The sequence below is a fragment of the Kitasatospora aureofaciens genome, from assembly GCF_001188955.3.
In the GTDB taxonomy this organism is placed as follows: Bacteria; Actinomycetota; Actinomycetes; order Streptomycetales; family Streptomycetaceae; genus Kitasatospora; species Kitasatospora aureofaciens.
This window is the reverse complement of the sequence record NZ_JPRF03000019.1, coordinates 132,711-149,105: the sequence shown is the minus strand read 5'-3', so window position 1 is coordinate 149,105 and position 16,395 is coordinate 132,711. Positions and strand designations below refer to the sequence as shown.

At 73.9% G+C, this 16,395-nt stretch carries 11 protein-coding genes; 2 read left to right on the top strand and 9 right to left on the bottom strand.

What is annotated here, in order from left to right:
- Positions 1-60: 60 nt before the first annotated feature.
- From HS99_RS12060 to HS99_RS12040, 5 genes are all read right to left on the bottom strand, one after another.
- Positions 61-1,740, bottom strand: coding sequence for a hypothetical protein (locus HS99_RS12060; RefSeq protein ID WP_030553124.1), 1,680 nt, complete (start codon positions 1,738-1,740; stop codon positions 61-63).
- A gap of 346 nt (positions 1,741-2,086) precedes the next feature.
- Positions 2,087-3,892 (bottom strand): GMC oxidoreductase, encoded by a 1,806-nt coding sequence (locus HS99_RS12055; RefSeq protein WP_030553122.1) that lies wholly within the window; start codon positions 3,890-3,892, stop codon positions 2,087-2,089.
- A 121-nt stretch (positions 3,893-4,013) separates the two neighbouring features.
- Complete coding sequence (locus HS99_RS12050) at positions 4,014-5,654, bottom strand: succinic semialdehyde dehydrogenase (protein WP_030553120.1); 1,641 nt, start codon at positions 5,652-5,654, stop codon at positions 4,014-4,016.
- Between the two features lie 94 nt (positions 5,655-5,748).
- Positions 5,749-7,533 carry a serine/threonine-protein kinase gene (locus HS99_RS12045; protein WP_046385624.1) on the bottom strand — a complete coding sequence of 595 codons (1,785 nt, stop codon included), beginning with the start codon at positions 7,531-7,533 and terminating at the stop codon, positions 5,749-5,751.
- A gap of 163 nt (positions 7,534-7,696) precedes the next feature.
- On the bottom strand, positions 7,697-8,785 hold the full coding sequence (locus HS99_RS12040) for a protein kinase domain-containing protein (RefSeq protein WP_030280871.1): 1,089 nt from the start codon (positions 8,783-8,785) through the stop codon (positions 7,697-7,699).
- Between the two features lie 56 nt (positions 8,786-8,841).
- Between HS99_RS12040 and HS99_RS41005 the strand changes: the two genes are divergently transcribed.
- Positions 8,842-9,357: an SHOCT domain-containing protein gene (locus HS99_RS41005; protein ID WP_050366734.1), complete on the top strand. Its 516-nt coding sequence runs from the start codon at positions 8,842-8,844 to the stop codon at positions 9,355-9,357.
- 3 nt (positions 9,358-9,360) lie between these two features.
- On the opposite strand, the gene HS99_RS12030 is transcribed toward HS99_RS41005, so the two are convergent.
- Positions 9,361-11,301, bottom strand: coding sequence for a serine/threonine-protein kinase (locus HS99_RS12030; RefSeq protein ID WP_030553118.1), 1,941 nt, complete (start codon positions 11,299-11,301; stop codon positions 9,361-9,363).
- 248 nt (positions 11,302-11,549) lie between these two features.
- Here HS99_RS12030 and HS99_RS12025 point away from each other — a divergent pair, with 248 nt between their 5' ends.
- Entirely contained in the window at positions 11,550-12,107 is a 558-nt protein-coding gene (locus HS99_RS12025; protein WP_050366733.1) for a hypothetical protein, read from the top strand.
- Between the two features lie 386 nt (positions 12,108-12,493).
- Here the strand turns inward: HS99_RS12025 and HS99_RS12020 are convergent, their stop codons facing one another.
- From HS99_RS12020 to shbA, 3 genes are all read right to left on the bottom strand, one after another.
- Positions 12,494-13,621: a GuaB3 family IMP dehydrogenase-related protein gene (locus HS99_RS12020; protein WP_030280859.1), complete on the bottom strand. Its 1,128-nt coding sequence runs from the start codon at positions 13,619-13,621 to the stop codon at positions 12,494-12,496.
- A 161-nt stretch (positions 13,622-13,782) separates the two neighbouring features.
- Positions 13,783-15,285 (bottom strand): IMP dehydrogenase, encoded by a 1,503-nt coding sequence (gene guaB, locus HS99_RS12015; RefSeq protein WP_030280857.1) that lies wholly within the window; start codon positions 15,283-15,285, stop codon positions 13,783-13,785.
- Between the two features lie 270 nt (positions 15,286-15,555).
- Positions 15,556-16,272 (bottom strand): RNA polymerase sigma factor ShbA, encoded by a 717-nt coding sequence (gene shbA, locus HS99_RS12010; protein WP_072655088.1) that lies wholly within the window; start codon positions 16,270-16,272, stop codon positions 15,556-15,558.
- Positions 16,273-16,395: the final 123 nt, after the last annotated feature.

Genomic DNA, 16,395 nt, shown 5'->3' with positions numbered 1-16,395 from the left:
CCGAGTGCTGAGCGACAAAGGGCCCCGTACCCCCGCGGGGCCCTTTGCCCTTTCCGCGACCTACGGGTGGTCGCGCCAGACGCTCGGGTCGACCGGCTCCTCCGGCGGCCGCGGCGCGGCCCCGGGCTGCGGCGTCCCGGCGGCGGGCGCGGGCGGCCCGTCGTGCGAGCCGAGCACTTCGCTCACCCCGACCACCGGCGCGTCCGCCACCGGACCGGCCGGGTGCGGCACCTCCGGCGGCACCGGCCCGTACGGCGGCGCCTGCAGGGGCACTCCGGGCGGTACCGGGCCCGGCACCGGGCCGGCCGGCGGGCCCGCGAAGCCGGGTCCGCCCGGGTGCGGCACCTCCGGCGGCACCGGCCCGTACGCCCCGTACGGCGTCGTCCCGTAGGGCGCCGCCGCGTACGGCACCGCCCCGTACGGCACCGCCGCGCCCCGGCCGCCCAGCGCTGCCAGCAGCGCGGGCACCAGCAGCGCACCGACCAGCGCCCAGACCGCGCAGGCCACCAGCACGCTGAGGAAGGCCAGCCCCACCGAGGTGTCCTGGGTGGAGGGCGAGTTGTTCCCGCCGCCCCAGCTCCCGGAGGTCGGTGCCCGGAGGGACACCGAGGTGCTGAAGAGCCCGCCGGACGCCGCCGTCAGCGCGGTGAGCAGCACGGCGTACACGGCCGCCAGCCGGAGCCGGTCGGCCGTGTCCAGCCGCCGCCGGTAGGCCGTCCAGCCGAGCAGGCCCGCCGCGGCGAGCGCCAGCAGGCCGGTCCAGCGCCAGTCTGCGGTCTCGCCGTGCAGGTCGAAGAAGGAGAACTCCCGGTGGCTGTCGCGGTAGTCGCTCCACCCCGGGACGGCACCCCTGGTGGTGTCCGACCGGACGGTGGCGCCCGAGCCCAGGCCGAGCAGCAGCAGGCCGAGGTTGGGCAGGAAGGCCAGCGAGAGCGGCGTCTCCCAGCCCTGGTCGCTGTTGGCGGCGACCAGCACGAAGGCCGTCAACGAGGCCAGGCCCACGGTCAGCGCGAGCGCCTGGCCCGCCGTCAGCGCGGCCACCGCCCAGCCGCGCACCGACGGGTTGCGCCAGGCGGCCCAGCGCAGCGCGTCGGTGCCGTACACGGTGAAGGCCAGCAGTCCGCCCACCAGGAGCGTCCAGCCGACCGCCCAGATCCAGCCGGAGTCCGTGCTGAAGGACGGCTTGAGGCCCGGGCCCTCGCCGTAGTACCCGCCGTCGGTGTTCCCCGGGTTCCAGTCGGTACCGGCGATCAGCCCGAGCACCGCGGTCACCAGGCCGAGAACCACCGCCGTGCGCAGCGCCTCACCGGCCGCCTGGCCGCGGGTCAGCTGGGAGCCGTCGGCCTTGCGCCGGCGCAGCCCGGCCCGCAGGCCGAGCCAGAGCGCCAGGCACCACAGGACGGTGACCGTCATCGGCACCACCCAGAAGGTGACGTCCAGGTTCTCCGAGCGGCTGCGGGTGATCGGGTTCTGGAAGCCGAGCCGGAACGGCGCGCCCAGCGCGTTCAGCGCCGTCGCCAGGGTGGAGAGGAAGCGGTCGCCGAACTCGGGGGTCGGGAAGGCCCGGTCGAGGGAGTAGTCGCTCGGGATCGCCGCTACCAGCGCCGCCAGCAGCAGCACCACGGTCGGCCCGACGGCCGCCCGCAGCGCCGGGCGCCAGCTCGTGCCGGTCAGCAGGCGCAGCAGCGGCGACTGGGCGCTCTTCGGGTGGTACGGCTGCCCGGCGCCCCAGCTGCCCACCGCGGGCGGCCCGCCGACCGGCGGGTATCCGGCATTCCGGCCGGGCGGCGGCGGGTAGTACCCGGGCGGCCCGGCGGGCGGCGGTACAGCGGGCGGCGGTACAGCCGGCTGCGGTACGGCGGGCAGCGCGACGGCCGTCGGGGGCGGGGGTGCCGTCGGCCGTCCGCACGAGCCACAGGCGGGCGCCCCCTCCACCGAAGTCGCGCCGCATGATGCGCAGTTGGCCATGGACCGCATTCCCCCCGCTCGACGAGTTCCTGGTCCCCCAGGGAGCCCGTTTATCCCATCGGACTCGAACGGATGTCAACCGGAAAGCGGCCCGGGCGGGTTGGCCTCCGAAGCCGGTTCAGCCGCGCTTCTTCGGGACCTCCGGGACGGGCAGCATCGGCAGTCGCAGCGCACCGAAGGCACCCTCCGGCACGGCCGGGCGCACCGGCGCGACGGGGTCGACCCGACGGTAGGCCTCGCCCTGCGCCGGGCGCCGGTCGGCCTCGCCCTTGTTGGGCCACATCGACAGCGCGCGCTCGGCCTGCGCGGTGATGGTGAGCGAGGGGTTCACACCGAGGTTGGCGGAGACGGCCGCGCCGTCCACCACGCTGATCCCGGGGTGCCCGTACAGCCGGTGGTACGGGTCGACCACGCCGGTCTCGGGGGTGTCGCCGATCGGGCAGCCGCCGAGGAAGTGCGCGGTCATCGGGATATCGAAGATCTCGCCGACGGTGCTGCCGGGGAAGCCGTTGATCTCGTCGGCCAGCGCCTGGGCGCCCTTCTCGGCGGCCGGGATCCAGGTCGGGTTGGGCTCGCCGTGGCCCTGGCTGGAGGTGAGCCGGGGCTTGCCGAGCGGGCCCTTCTTGAGCGAGACGGTGATCGAGTTGTCCAGCGACTGCATCACCAGGCCGATGATCGTCTTCTCGGACCAGCCGCGCTGGTTCATCGAGCGGCCGAAGGTCACCGGGTGGAGCACCGAGTTGCCCAGGTAGCGCAGCCAGCGCGGGGCCCTCCCACCACCCTTGACCTGGGCGATCGACAGCGCGCCCATCGCGTTGGAGCCCTTGCCGTAGCGGACCGGCTCGATGTGGGTGTTGGCGTCCGGGTGGATCGAGGAGGTGATCGCGACGCCCTTGGTGAAGTCCGCCTTGGTGCCGTAGCGCCGGTCGGTGGTCTGCGCGCCCACCAGCGCCTCGGAGTTGGTGCGGGTCAGCTCGCCGAGCCGGTCGGAGATCCGGGGCAGGTGGCCGGCGTCGCGCATCCGGTGCAGCAGCGACTGGGTGCCGTAGGTGCCGGCCGCGACCACCACCCGGGCGGCGGTGATGGTCCGGGCGCCTGCCTTGACCCGGTCGGTCCTCGACCGGGAGTCGGTGCGGCGCACGTCCACCGCATAGCCGCGGCTACCGTCGGCCCCGGCGAGCTCGCGGATCCGGGCCACCGTGGTCAGCGGGTGGATCTCCGCACCGCCCCGCTCCGCCAGGTACAGGTAGTTCTCGGTGAGCATGTTCTTGGCGCCGTGCCGGCAGCCGGTCATGCACTCGCCGCACTCCACGCAGGCCCGGCGGGCCGGGCCGGCACCGCCGAAGTACGGGTCGGCGACCTCCTCGCCGGGCGCCGCCTTCGTGGTCCCGTCGGTGTCCTTGCCGTCCCCGAAGAAGACCCCGACCGGTGCCATGTGGAAGGTGTCCCCGACGCCCATCTTCTCGGCCGCCGCCCTGAGGTGGACGTCGGACGGCGTGACGGTCGGGTTCAGCCGGACCCCGAGCATCCGCTGCGCCTGGTCGTAGAACGGCGCCAACTCCTCCTGCCAGTCGGTGATGTGGCGCCACTGACGGTCCTCGAAGAACGCCTTCGGCGGCACGTACAGGGTGTTGGCGTAGTTCAGCGAGCCGCCGCCGACCCCGGCGCCGGCCAGGATCAGCACGTTGGCCAGCAGGTGGATCCGCTGGATGCCGTACAGCCCGAGCTGCGGAGCCCACAGGTAGTTCGGCAGGTCCCAGGAGTTCCGCGGCAGTTCGTCCCGCTCGAAGCGCCGCCCGGCCTCCAGGACGGCGACCCGGTAGCCCTTCTCGGTCAGCCGCAGCGCCGCGACCGAACCGCCGAAGCCGGAGCCGACCACGACCACGTCGTAGTCGAACTCCGCCGAACCGCCGGACTCCACCATCTGCCACTGCTCCTTCGGGGACGAACCTGCCTGGGGGAAAGCCTGGTCGGCGCCGCGTCGAACCGCGGCGCCAGGTGGACGACGGCCCTACTTGAACCGCAGCCCTGCTCGAGCCGCGGCCCTACTTGAACCGCAGCGCCTTGAGCACCCGCAGCCCGCCGGTCATCACGGCGGCGAACTGCTGGTCGTCCAGCCCGAACGAGGGCGCGATCGGCATCAGCCGCTGGGTGGCGACGGTCTGCGCCTCCGTGAAGCGCAGGATGCCGTCGGCGCCGTGCCGCCGGCCCAGCCCGGAGTCGCCCATGCCGCCCATCGGCGCGGCCACCGAGCCGTACGCGGCCGCATAGGCCTCGTTGACGTTGACCGTCCCGGTGCGCAGCCGGGCCGCGACCGCCCGGCCGCGCCGCAGGTCCCTGGTCCAGACGCTGGAGTTCAGGCCGTACGGCGTGGAGTTGGCGGCGGCCACCGCCTCCTCCTCGGTGTCGAAGCGGTAGACCGAGACGACCGGGCCGAAGGTCTCCTCTCCGCAGACCGCCATCTCCGGGGTCACCCCGTCCAGGACGGTCGGCTCATAGAAGTACGGGCCGAGGTCGGGCCGGGCCCTCCCGCCGGTGAGCACGGTGGCGCCGGCCTTGACCGCCTCCTCCACGTGCCGGGTGGTGGTGTCCAGCTGCCGGGCGGAGACCAGCGAGCCCATGTCGGCGCCGTACGCCAGGCCGCCGCCCAGGCGCAGCGCCCGGGTGCGGGCGACGAAGCGCTCCAGGAACCGGTCGGCCACCGAGCGGTGCACCAGCAGCCGTTCGATCGAGATGCACAGCTGCCCGGCCGAGGAGAAACAGGCCCGTACGGCGCCCGCGGCGGCCGCGTCGACGTCGGCGTCGGAGAGCACCAGCATGGCGTTCTTGCCGCCGAGTTCGAGCGAGGCGCCGACCAGCCGGGCGGCGGCGCGCTGGGCGACCTCGCGGCCGGTGCGGGTGGAGCCGGTGAAGGAGACGTAGTCGGCGTGCTCCACCACGGCGGGGCCGATCACCGGGCCGTCGCCGATCACCACCTGCCACAGGTCGGCCGGCAGCCCGGCCTCGATCAGCAGCTCCCTGGCCCACAGCCCGGTCAGCGCGGTCTGGGTGTCGGGCTTGTTGACCACCGCGTTGCCGGCCGCGAAGGCGGGCAGCAGGTCCCCGACGCACAGCTCCAGTGGGTAGTTCCACGGCGAGATGTGGCCGATCACGCCCTTGGGGCGGCGGGCCTCCACGGTGTGGGTGAGCACCGGCAGCGCACCGCCGCGGCGCCGGTCCTTCAGGTAGCCCTGGGCGGAGCGCCCGTAGTGCCGGGCGGCCATGGCGACGGCCAGGACCTCTTCGAAGGCGTGCAGCCGGGCCTTGCCGGTCTCGGCCTGGACGAGGTCCAGCACCTCGTCCTGCCGCTTGAGCAGCAGGTCGTGGAAGCGCAGCAGCACGGCCGCGCGGCGGCGCACCGGCAGCGCGGCCCAGGCGGTCTGGGCGCGGCGGGCCAGCTGGAAGGCGACCTCGACGTCGGCCGGGGTGGACTGCGGCAGGCCGGCCAGCCGCTCACCGGTCAGCGGGGCGACGGTCTCCACCACGCTGGGCTCGGCGGTGGCGGTCACCCCGGTGGCCAGCCGCTCGACCAGGGAGCGGGGGACGGCGGTCGCGACGGTCCGGCCGCCGCCGGGGGCGGTCGGGTTGCCGCCCGCGGGGGCGCCGGGGTGTTCGGGGGCCACTGCATCTGCTGTGAGGTCCGACATACGGCGCAGCCTAGGCCTTCGCCGCCCGGCGCGGTACCCGTCGGTAACAAGAATCTGCCGCAGTCGGGCCAAAGCGGGGCGCTTGCGGCACTCGTCAGCGGGTCGGCGTGAAACCGTTGAGCACCGTGGTGTAGCGCTGGAAGGCCTCCGTCCAGTCGTTGCCCTTGTCGGGGCTGGACGAGTAGATCGCGTAGGCGGTGCCGTCCTCGTCGATGAACTCGGTCTCGATCGCGTGCCGGCGGCCGCCCTCCTTCGCCGCGTAGCTGAACTCCCAGACGGCCGCCTCGTGACCGTTCACCGCGGTGCTCGCCATCCGGTGCTGCTTGTAGTCCTTGAGCGACTTGGAGACGCTGACCTCCATCTCCCGCATGTGGTCCAGCGGCTTGATCGGCTGGCCGACGGTGACCGCGAACTGGAGGTAGTGCACCTTGCCGTCGGGGCTGTAGAAGATCTGGTTGTTGTCGTCGGTCCCGAGGATGCGCTGCCAGGCCGGGTTCCCGGTCGGCAGCGGGAAGCGGAAACCGGCCGGGTCGTCGACCCAGCGGTAGCCGGCGGGCGCGGGCGCCCCCGGGGTCGCAGTGCCGGTCACCAGTGCGTCGGAGGGCTCGGCCGTGTCCGGCTGCGCGGTCGGGGTGGGGACCGCGGCCGGGGAGCCGGACAGGTGCCGGGTGGCGAAGAAGGTCGCGCCCGCGGCCAGCACACCGACCGCCACCGCGATGGCGACGAGCTTCATCCGGTTGCGGCGTCCGGCCGGACCACGCGCGGGCGCGGCGGAGTACGCGACCGGCTCAACGACGGCGGTGTGCGCCTGCCCAGCGGCGGACACGCCCCCGGCCGGGTACGGAACGACGGGCGGGACGGCACCCCCCACGGCCTTGACGGCGGCGGCCGCGCGCCGGGTGGTCGGATCCTCCGAGCCCTCCACCGGCGGCTCGCCGGACCTCTCCGGTCCCTCGCTGCGGTCCACCACCGGCACCGACTGGGTGGGCGTGCGCACCGGCGTGGCCGAGGGCACCACCGAGGCGAGCCCCATGGTGTGCCCGGCCTGCACCTCTGCCAGCATCCGGGCCGCCTCGTCCGCGGTCGGCCGGTCGGCCGGGTCCTTGGCCATCAGCGCGGCCAGCACCGGCCCGAGCGGCCCGGCCCGGCGCGACTCCGGCAGCGGCTCGTCGACCACCGCGGCCAGCGTGGTGATCGGCGAGTCCCGGCGGAACGGCGACTGTCCCTCGACCGCCGCGTACAGCGTCGCCCCGAGGCCCCACAGGTCGGAGGCCGGCCCCGGCCGCTCGCCCTGGGCGCGCTCGGGCGCCAGGTAGTCCGGCGAGCCGACCAGGTCGCCGGGCCGGGTCAGCTCGGTCGAGCCCTCGTACTTGGCGATGCCGAAGTCCAGCAGCACCACGCGCCCGGTGCCGCGCTCCAGCAGCACGTTGGCCGGCTTGACGTCCCGGTGCAGCACCCCGAGCTGGTGGCCGCGGTGCAGCGCGGCGAGCACCTGGCTGCCGACCTCGGCGGCGGCGCGCGGCGGCAGGGTGCCGTCCTGGCTGATCACGTCGGCCAGCGAGCGGCCGTCGACCAGCTCCATCACGATCCACGGCCGGCCGTCCTGCTCCAGCACGTCGTGCACGGTGATCACACCGGGGTGCTTGATCCTGGCGGCGGCGCTGGCCTCGCGCTTCATCCGCGTGTGCAGGATCTGCAGGTCCTCCTCCGGCAGGTGGTTGACGGTCAGTTCCTTGACCGCGACCTCGCGGTCCAGCATCCGGTCCCAGGCCCGCCAGACCGTGCCCATCCCGCCCCGGCCGAGCCGCTCACCGAGCTCGTACCGCCCGGCCAGCAGCCGCTCCGTCTCGGCCGCCTCCGGCCGGTCCTGCACGCCCATCGGCGACCGCTCCCCCTCTCGATTCCACCTGCCGTCACCGCGGCGGAAAGCCCGCTGCAGACCACTGTTCGAACAGATCCCACCGGACACCCTAGGCGCACCTCGCCGAGCCCGGTAATCTCGCCCACCCCCCGGACCTGCGGACCGGCGGGTAGCCGGACCGTCAGCCCGCGAACAGCACCACGGCGACGATGCCCAGCACCAGGAGCAGGAACACCCCTCCCACCAGCAGCGGTCCCAGCAGGGCCGGCGGAATCCGGGGGCTCCCGCCACCCCGAGCCGCGCCGGACTCCGGCGCGACCCCGCCCGACCGCCCGCGCCGACGCGGCCGCAGCGGCACCAAGGGCGCCTCCGGCTTCAGCTCCACCTCCCTCGCCACCCGCTCCTCGTCGGCCGGCTCCGGGGCGCTCGCCAGCAGCGCCGCCAACTCGCCCTGCACCGCCCGGGCCGTCGGCCGCAGCGTCGGATCCGGCTGCAGCAGCCGCTCGGCCAACGGTGCCAACGGCCCGCAGACCACCGACGGTTCACGTCGACCTTCCCGGACCGCCGTGACCAGCTCCGGCACCCCGACCTCCGGGAACGGCGGGCGGCCGGCCACCATCCGCTGCACCAGCACCCCGAGCGCCCAGCAGTCCCCCGCCGGGCCGCCGTCCAAGGGCCAGCGCTCGGCCACCGGACCGACCAGCGTGGCCCGCACCTCGTACCGTCGCCGTCCGCCCGGCCCGCCGAGGTCCTCGGCCAACGCCTCCTGGGCCACCCCGTCGAGCAGCCCGCCGAGCATCGCCGCGCCGTCCTCGCAGACCAGCACCGACTCGGCGGCCACATTGCCGTGGGAGAGCCCGGCCTCGTGCAGCGCCCGCAGGGCACCGGCCAGGTCGGCCGCCAACTCGGCCGCCCGGTACGGCGGGAGCGGCCCGGCGGTGAGCAGTTCGGCCAGCGTCCAGCCCGCCGGCCGCTCCTCCACCGTCCACAGCAACTCACCGTCGACGAACGCGCCGACCCCGCGCAGCAGCCGCGGGTGCCAGGCCGGCGCGGCCGAACCGACCGCCGCCACCCGCCGCACCAGCCGGTCCCCGTGCCCGGGGTTGGGCTCCTCCGGGTCCTGACCCGCAGTCAGCAACGCGGGCAGCTCCACGGCGCGCAGCAGCACCGACTCGCCGGTGTGCTCGTCCACCGCGAAGGCTCGCAGCAGTTCGGGACGGTCCGTCAACCGGTACCGACCCGCCATCAACTGGCCGGGGCCGCCTCGCATGCCAGTTCCTCTCGTCACCGGACAGCCTACTGAGCGGCTCCTTTACGCTCGCTCCCATGGACTGGACCGATCTGATCGACACCGCCTTCAAGGTGGCGGGCAACAGCAACCAAGCCAACCGCGCCGAGGCCGTCCGCACGGTCGAAGCGGCCGTCGCCGACGGCGAGGAACCGGTCGCCTCCACCGCCGGGCGGCACCCCGACCACTTCCGCAGGGGCGTGCTGGTGCTCACCACCCACCGACTGCTCTTCCTGAAGGACGGAAAGCCACCGGTACCGGTTCCGCTCACGGCCGTCACCGACGCCACCGTGGCCCGCACCAAGTTCAACGGCGAGGTGCTCACCGTCGTCGCACTGACCGGCTCGCACCGCTTCGAGGACGTGATCAAGGCCGAGCCCTTCGCCGAACGGATCCGCGAAACCGCCCAGGCCGCCCGCACCACCCCGCCACCAGCGCCGGCCCCCTCCGGCGACCGACTCGTCGACCAGCTGGAACGCCTGGCCGCCCTGCGGGCATCCGGCGCACTCACCGACGAGGAGTTCAGCCGGGCCAAGCAGCGTCTGATCGGCTGAGCCCTACGGCGCCGGCTGGAAGCTGTCGAACACGACCTCCCGGGCGGAGGCCTGCGCGGCCCACTGCGCGTCCGGAACGATCCAGTAGATCGAGTAGCCGTACTTGGCCGGGTTCCCGGTCACGAAGCCCCGGTTGAGCGAGTGCGACTTGGGCGTGCCGTTGGTCCACTCCCAGTCCGCCGCGTTGCTCCACTGCCGGTAGGTGATCGCCGCCAGGTTCAGCCGCTGGTAGTTCGTCACCTGGCCGCGGACGTTGGGCTCCGAGTCCTGCCAGTCGGCGAGGGCACTCGCCCCCGGTGAGGTGGTCCACTCGATCCGCAGCTGGCTGCCGTCGGCCGGGTTCTTGAAGATCCGCCGGTTGGAGTCCGACCCGGCCGGCTGCAACCAGTCCGGCAGCGTGACGGAGAACCCGCTCGGATCCTGGTAGGCGTGGTAACCCGCCGGCACCGCGCCACCCGTGGTCTGCGTCGGAGCCGGCTCGGTCGTCGGCGTCTGGGCCGTCGCGGTCGTCGGCGCCTGGGCCGCCGCAGTCGGCGGCGGCGCGGGGGCCGAGGACTCCGTCGTGGCACTCGGCTCCGCGGGAGCAGGAGCTGACGCCGTCACCGCCGCCGTCGGAGTCTGACTCGGCGTGGCCCCCGTGGTCGCCGCGACCGGCGAGGTCGCACCCGCACTGTGGGTGCTCTGCCCCTTCGCGCCGCCGCTCCCACCACCCACGGCCTGAACCACCGCGACGATCCCGGCGATCAGCAACAGCACCAGCACCACGGTGACCACCGCCAACCGCCGCCGCCCCTTGCGCGGGTCGGCCCCGGCCGCCTGGGTCGCCCCCATCGTCCACTCACTGGTGACCGGCCGGATCGGCTCGGTCGCCGGTGCCGGTGCCGGTGCCGGCGCCGGCGCCGGCTCGGCCGCAGACTTCGCGACGGACTCCTCGTCCCGCGCCCGACTGCCCACCCGAACCGTCCCCAGCAGCCCGCCCACCGTCCGCCTGGGAGTGTCCCCAGCCTCCGGCGCGGCCTTCACCGGCGGCTCGGCCTTCTCCGCCCCGCCCTCGTCGCCCTTCCCGCCGGCGACCGGCATCGCGTGCTCGGTGGTCGACTCGGCCTTGGCGGTCGCCTCCGCCACCACCCGCTTCAGCAGCGACCGGGTCTGCGAAGCGTCCAGCCGCTTCGCCGGGTCCTTCTCCAGCAGCCCCTCGATCACCGGCAGCAGCGGCCCGGCGTTCGCCGGGGTGGTCAGCTCCTCGGTCATCACCGCGGTCAGGGTGGCCAGCGCCGAGCCGCGGTCGTACGGCGGCCGACCCTCGACCATCGCGTACAGCGTGCCGCCCAGCGACCACAGGTCGGCCGGCGGCCCGGGCTTCTGCCCGCGCGCCCGCTCCGGGGATATGTACGAGGGAGCGCCCACCAGCATCCCGGTGGAGGTGATCGAGGCGTCGCCCTCCACACTGGCGATCCCGAAGTCGGTGAGCACGACCCGGCCGTCCTCGCCGATCAGCACGTTGGACGGCTTCACGTCCCGGTGCAGGATGCCCAGCGCGTGCGCCGCGGTCAGCACGCCCAGCACGTCCAGCGCGATCTCCGCCGCCCGCGCGGGCGGCAGCGGCCCGTCCTCCCGGACGACGTCGGCCAGCGAGCGGGACTCGACCAGCTCCATCACGATCCACGGCCGGTCGTCCTCGTCGACCACGTCGAAGACCGTCACCGCCGAGTTGTGCCGGATCCGCGCGGTCGCCTTCGCCTCGCGCAGCGTCCGGACGATCAGCCGGTGCTTCTCCTCCTCCTCGACGCTGGCGTTCATCCGCAGTTCCTTGACCGCGACGGTCCGGCCCAGCATCTCGTCCTCGGCGCGCCAGACGGTGCCCATGCCACCGCGTCCGAGCACACCGTTCAGCCGGTAGCGGCCGGCCAGGAGGCGGCCGGTGGAACCCTGCGCCTGGGTCATTCGGAACGTTCCCCCATGTGCTGCTGGCGGTCGTGGTGACGGCGCGTCGGCCCGGGGCCCGAACGCCCAAGCCTCCATCATCCCCTGTCCGGAGGGGCGGCTACCACCCGCCCCCCGGCCCAAGCCGGGACGAACCGGAACGGGTGCGACGCTCTGTGCCCGATCTGTGATCGAAAACTCGCCAAGATCTGCCCGCACCGCTGCTACCGTTCGGCAGCTCATAGTCTTTCCGGGGGGACTCGACGCCCATGACCGCACCCGCACCGGGCGCTGACGGCCCATCGCTCCGACCGCGCACCGCCCAGCACTACTCGGTCGCACCCGTCCTGGACACCCCCGAGGGCTACGTCGCCCCCGGTATGCCCGGGGCCCCGGTCACCGGCTACGACCCCACCGCCCACCGCCGCACCCCCCGCCGCCGCACCGCCCTCGCCCTCCTCCTCGCCCCGCTCGCCGCCCTCCTCGCCGGCCTCGCCTACGGCTGCGCCCCCCTGCGCGCCGCCGACAGCCTCGGCTGGCTGACCATCGCCCAGGCCGGCCTGGTCGCCCTCCCCCTCGGCCTGCTGGGCGGCCGCAACCGCTTACTCCCACCCCTCGGCGCCCTCCTCTCGGCCGGCGCCCTCCTCCTCGGCCAACTGACCCAGCACCTCCGCCTCGTCCACACCGCCACCGCCACCCCCCGCACCCTCCTCCACGCCACCCTCAGCTCCTGGCGCGCCGACCTACGCCCCCTCGACCTCGCCTTCTACGCCATCGCCCTCACCGGCGGCTTCCTCCTCACCCGCCGCACCGCCAACCGCACCTGACCACCCCTGAGCCCCCCCCGCGCCCCACCCCACCCTCATGGGCGGGCGGGCAACGCCCCGCACGCCCGCACCCACCCCTCCCCCTCCCACCGAACCAGGCGAGAGGGACGCGCTGCGGGAGGGGCGGTGGAGGGGGTGGCTGCGGAAGGGGGCGTTGCGGGTGATTTTCAGACTGCCAACGGCGCCCAGCACCCCACCCTCAGAGTCGGCAGTCGGAAAATCATCCAGCCCCCCGGAGCGGCCACCCCCGGAACCGCCCCGGCGCCACCCACCCTCCCGAGAGCCCACCCCCGCACGACAACCCCAACCCCACCCCCACCCCGAAAAGCCCGAAGGCCCCCACCGGCAATCCGGCGAAGGCCTCCGTCCCTGCTTCAGCAACCCCCTCAGCGGTGATCCAGCGCCGGGTTGACCGTCACCTCGACCCGCTGGAACTCCTTCAGCTCCGTGTACCCGGTAGTAGCCATCGCCCGCCGCAGCGCCCCGAACAGGTTCATGGTCCCGTCCGGCGTGTGCGACGGCCCGGTCAGGATCTCCTCGGTGGTGCCGACGGTCCCGAGGTCCATCCGCTTGCCCCGCGGCAGCTCCTCGTGGACGGCCTCCATCCCCCAGTGGAACCCCTTGCCCGGGGCGTCCGTGGCACGGGCCAGCGCAGCGCCGATCATCACGGCGTCGGCGCCGCAGGCAACCGCCTTCGGGATGTCGCCGCTGTACCCGACGCCCCCGTCCGCGATGACGTGCACGTAGCGCCCGCCGGACTCGTCCATGTAGTCGCGCCGCGCCGCCGCCACGTCGGCGACCGCGGTCGCCATCGGCACCTGGATGCCCAGCACGTTGCGGGTGGTGTGGGCGGCGCCACCGCCGAAGCCGACCAGCACGCCGGCCGCGCCGGTCCGCATCAGGTGCAGCGCGGCGGTGTACGTGGCACAGCCGCCGACGATCACCGGAACGTCCAGTTCGTAGATGAACTGCTTGAGGTTGAGCGGCTCGGCGGCGCTGGAGACGTGCTCGGCCGAAACGGTGGTGCCGCGGATGACGAAGACGTCGACCCCGGCGTCCACGACGGCCTTGGAGAACTCGGCGGTGCGCTGCGGCGAGAGCGCGGCGGCGGTGACGACGCCGGAGTCGCGGACCTCCTGGATCCGCTGCTTGATGAGCTCGGCGCGGATCGGCGCGGCGTAGATCTCCTGCAGGCGGCGGGTCGCGGCGGCTGCGTCGGTCATCGAGACGATCTCGTCCAGCAGCGGCTGCGGGTCCTCGTAGCGGGTCCAGAGGCCTTCGAGGTTCAGCACGCCGAGGCCGCCGAGGCGGCCGATGGCGATGGCCTGCTGCGGCGAGACCACGCTGTCCATGGGGGCGGCCAGGAACGGCAGCTCGAAGCGGTAGGCGTCGATCTGCCAGGCGATCGAGACCTCCTTCGGGTCACGCGTACGGCGGCTGGGGACGACGGCGATGTCGTCGAAGGCGTACGCCCGGCGGCCGCGCTTGCCTCGCCCGATCTCGATCTCAGTCACTTCGAGCCCTTCTGGTTTGTTGCTCATGCCCGCCGGGTCACCCCGGCCGCCCCCAGTATCCCGTACCAGCGCTGGTGGCGCCCCGACGGCCCACGCCCCGGACGGGCCGAGGGGCCCGCCACTGCCTTCGCAGCGACGGGCCCCTCAGTGGTTCGGGCCGTTCAGCGGGCCGAGTAGTTCGGCGCCTCGACGGTCATCTGGATGTCGTGCGGGTGGCTCTCCTTGAGGCCGGCCGCGGTGATCCGGACGAAGCGGCCCTTGCTCTCCATCTCGGCGATGGTGCCGGCGCCGACGTAGCCCATGGTCTGGCGCAGGCCGCCGACCAGCTGGTGCAGCACGGCGGACAGCGGGCCGCGGTACTGGACCTGGCCCTCGATGCCCTCGGGGACGAGCTTGTCGTCCGAGGCGACCTCGGCCTGGAAGTAGCGGTCCTTGGAGTAGGAGCGGCCCTGGCCGCGGGACTGCATGGCGCCCAGCGAGCCCATGCCGCGGTAGGACTTGAACTGCTTGCCGTTGATGAACAGCAGCTCGCCCGGGGACTCCTCGCAGCCGGCCAGCAGCGAGCCCAGCATCACGGTGTCGGCACCGGCGGCGAGCGCCTTGCCGATGTCGCCGGAGTACTGCAGGCCGCCGTCGCCGATGACCGGCACGCCGGCCGCCTGGCAGGCCTGGGCGGCCTCGTAGATGGCGGTGATCTGCGGGACGCCGATGCCGGCGACGACGCGGGTGGTGCAGATGGAGCCGGGACCGACGCCGACCTTGACGCCGTCCACGCCGGCGTCGATCAGTGCCTGGGCGCCGTCCCGGGTGGCGACGTTGCCGCCGACCACGTCGACCCGGACGGCCGACTTGATCTTCTCGATCCAGGCCAGCGCGTTGTGGCTGTGACCGTGCGAGGTGTCGACGACCAGGAAGTCCACGCCCGCCTCGACCAGGGCCTGGGCCCGGTCGAAGGCCTCGGCGCTGGCGCCGACGGCGGCGCCGACCAGCAGACGGCCCTCGGCGTCCTTGGCGGCGTTGGGGTACTGCTCGGCCTTGACGAAGTCCTTGACGGTGATCAGGCCCTTGATCCGGCCCTCGTCGTCGACCAGCGGAAGCTTCTCGATCTTGTGGCGGCGCAGCAGCGCCATCGCGTCCTCGCCGGAGATGCCGACCTTGCCGGTGATCAGCGGCATCGGGGTCATGATCTCGCGGACCTGGCGGCTGCGGTCCGACTCGAAGGCCATGTCGCGGTTGGTGACGATGCCGAGCAGCTTGCCGGCCTCGTCGGCGATCGGCACGCCGGAGATGCGGAACTTGGCGCACAGCGCGTCGGCCTCGGCCAGCGTGGTGTCCGGGCCGACCGTGATCGGGTCGGTGACCATGCCGGACTCGGAGCGCTTCACCAGGTCGACCTGGTTGGCCTGGTCCTCGACCGACAGGTTGCGGTGCAGCACGCCGACGCCGCCCTGACGGGCCATCGCGATGGCCATCCGCGCCTCGGTGACCTTGTCCATCGCCGCGGACAGCAGCGGGATGTTGACGCGGACGTTCCGGGAGACCCGGGAGGAGGTGTCGACCTGGTTCGGCAGCACCTCGGAGGCCCCGGGCAGCAGCAGGACGTCATCGAACGTGAGCCCGAGCATGGCGAACTTCTCGGGTACGCCTGCGGCGTTGTAAGACATTTGGGGAGTACCTTCCGTGGCCGGCCTAATCCGCTCGCGCCCAGAGGGAGGGGCGCGTTGATCGCTCACTCGCGCAGACCGCCGAAAGCCGGGCGACTTGGAGGAACCTCCAAAGGAACCCCGCGCGCACCCGCGAAACTTTGGCAACCTGCCCAGGCGCCGATACCCCATGGTACTGGCACCGTGAACGTGCCCTCGTGTGCCCTTGACAACAAGGGCCCCCGCCCCCTCATTCCACCCGGCGGGAGGCCCCCTGGCCTGCGCCTCCGCTCAGGAGGACTCCTCCGCGAGCGCCCGCAGCCGGCTGAGCGCCCGGTGCTGGGCCACCCGGACGGCGCCCGGCGACATCCCGAGCACCTCGCCGGTCTCCTCCGCCGACAGTCCGGCGGCCACCCGCAGCAGCACCAGTTCGCGCTGACGGGCCGGCAGGTTGGAGAGCAGCTCCTTGGCCCAGGCCGCGTCGCTGCTGAGCAGCGCCTGCTCCTCCGGGCCGAGCGCCTCGTCCGGCACCTCCGGCAGGTCGTCCTGCGGCACCACGGTCGAACCGGGCCCGCGCATCGCGGCCCGCTGCAGGTCGGCGATCTTGTGGGCGGCGATGCCGTAGACGAAGGCCTCGAACGGCCGCCCCTGGTCCTTGTACCGGGGCAGCGCGCACAGCACCGCGACGCAGACCTCCTGGGCCACGTCGTCGACGTGGTGCCGGGCACCGCCGGGCAGCCGGACCAGCTTGGCGCGGCAGTACCGCAGCGCGAGCGGGTGGACGTAGGCGAGCAGCGCGTCGATGGCCGGGCCCTCGCCGCGCACGGCGGCCGCGACCAGTTCGCCGACCAGGGGCGAGCCGCCCGTGCCGAGCACCGGCGGGCGGCCCGGACCGGCTTCGGCGCCGGGGGCGTCGGAGTCCGCGTACGACGGATCGTGGCCCGGGTCGGAGGGCTCGGCCTCCCCCGGGTCCGCCTGGCCGGCCGCACCGGCGACATCGTCGCGCATCGGTCCATGGTGCCTGGTCGACCGGGAAAACGCGGCACCGCGTCCGGAGTTGTGCACCGGAACGTTATGCGCTGCGGCGCCGTGCGTCGTGCCGCGCACCACCGGCCCCTCCTGCACCGTGCC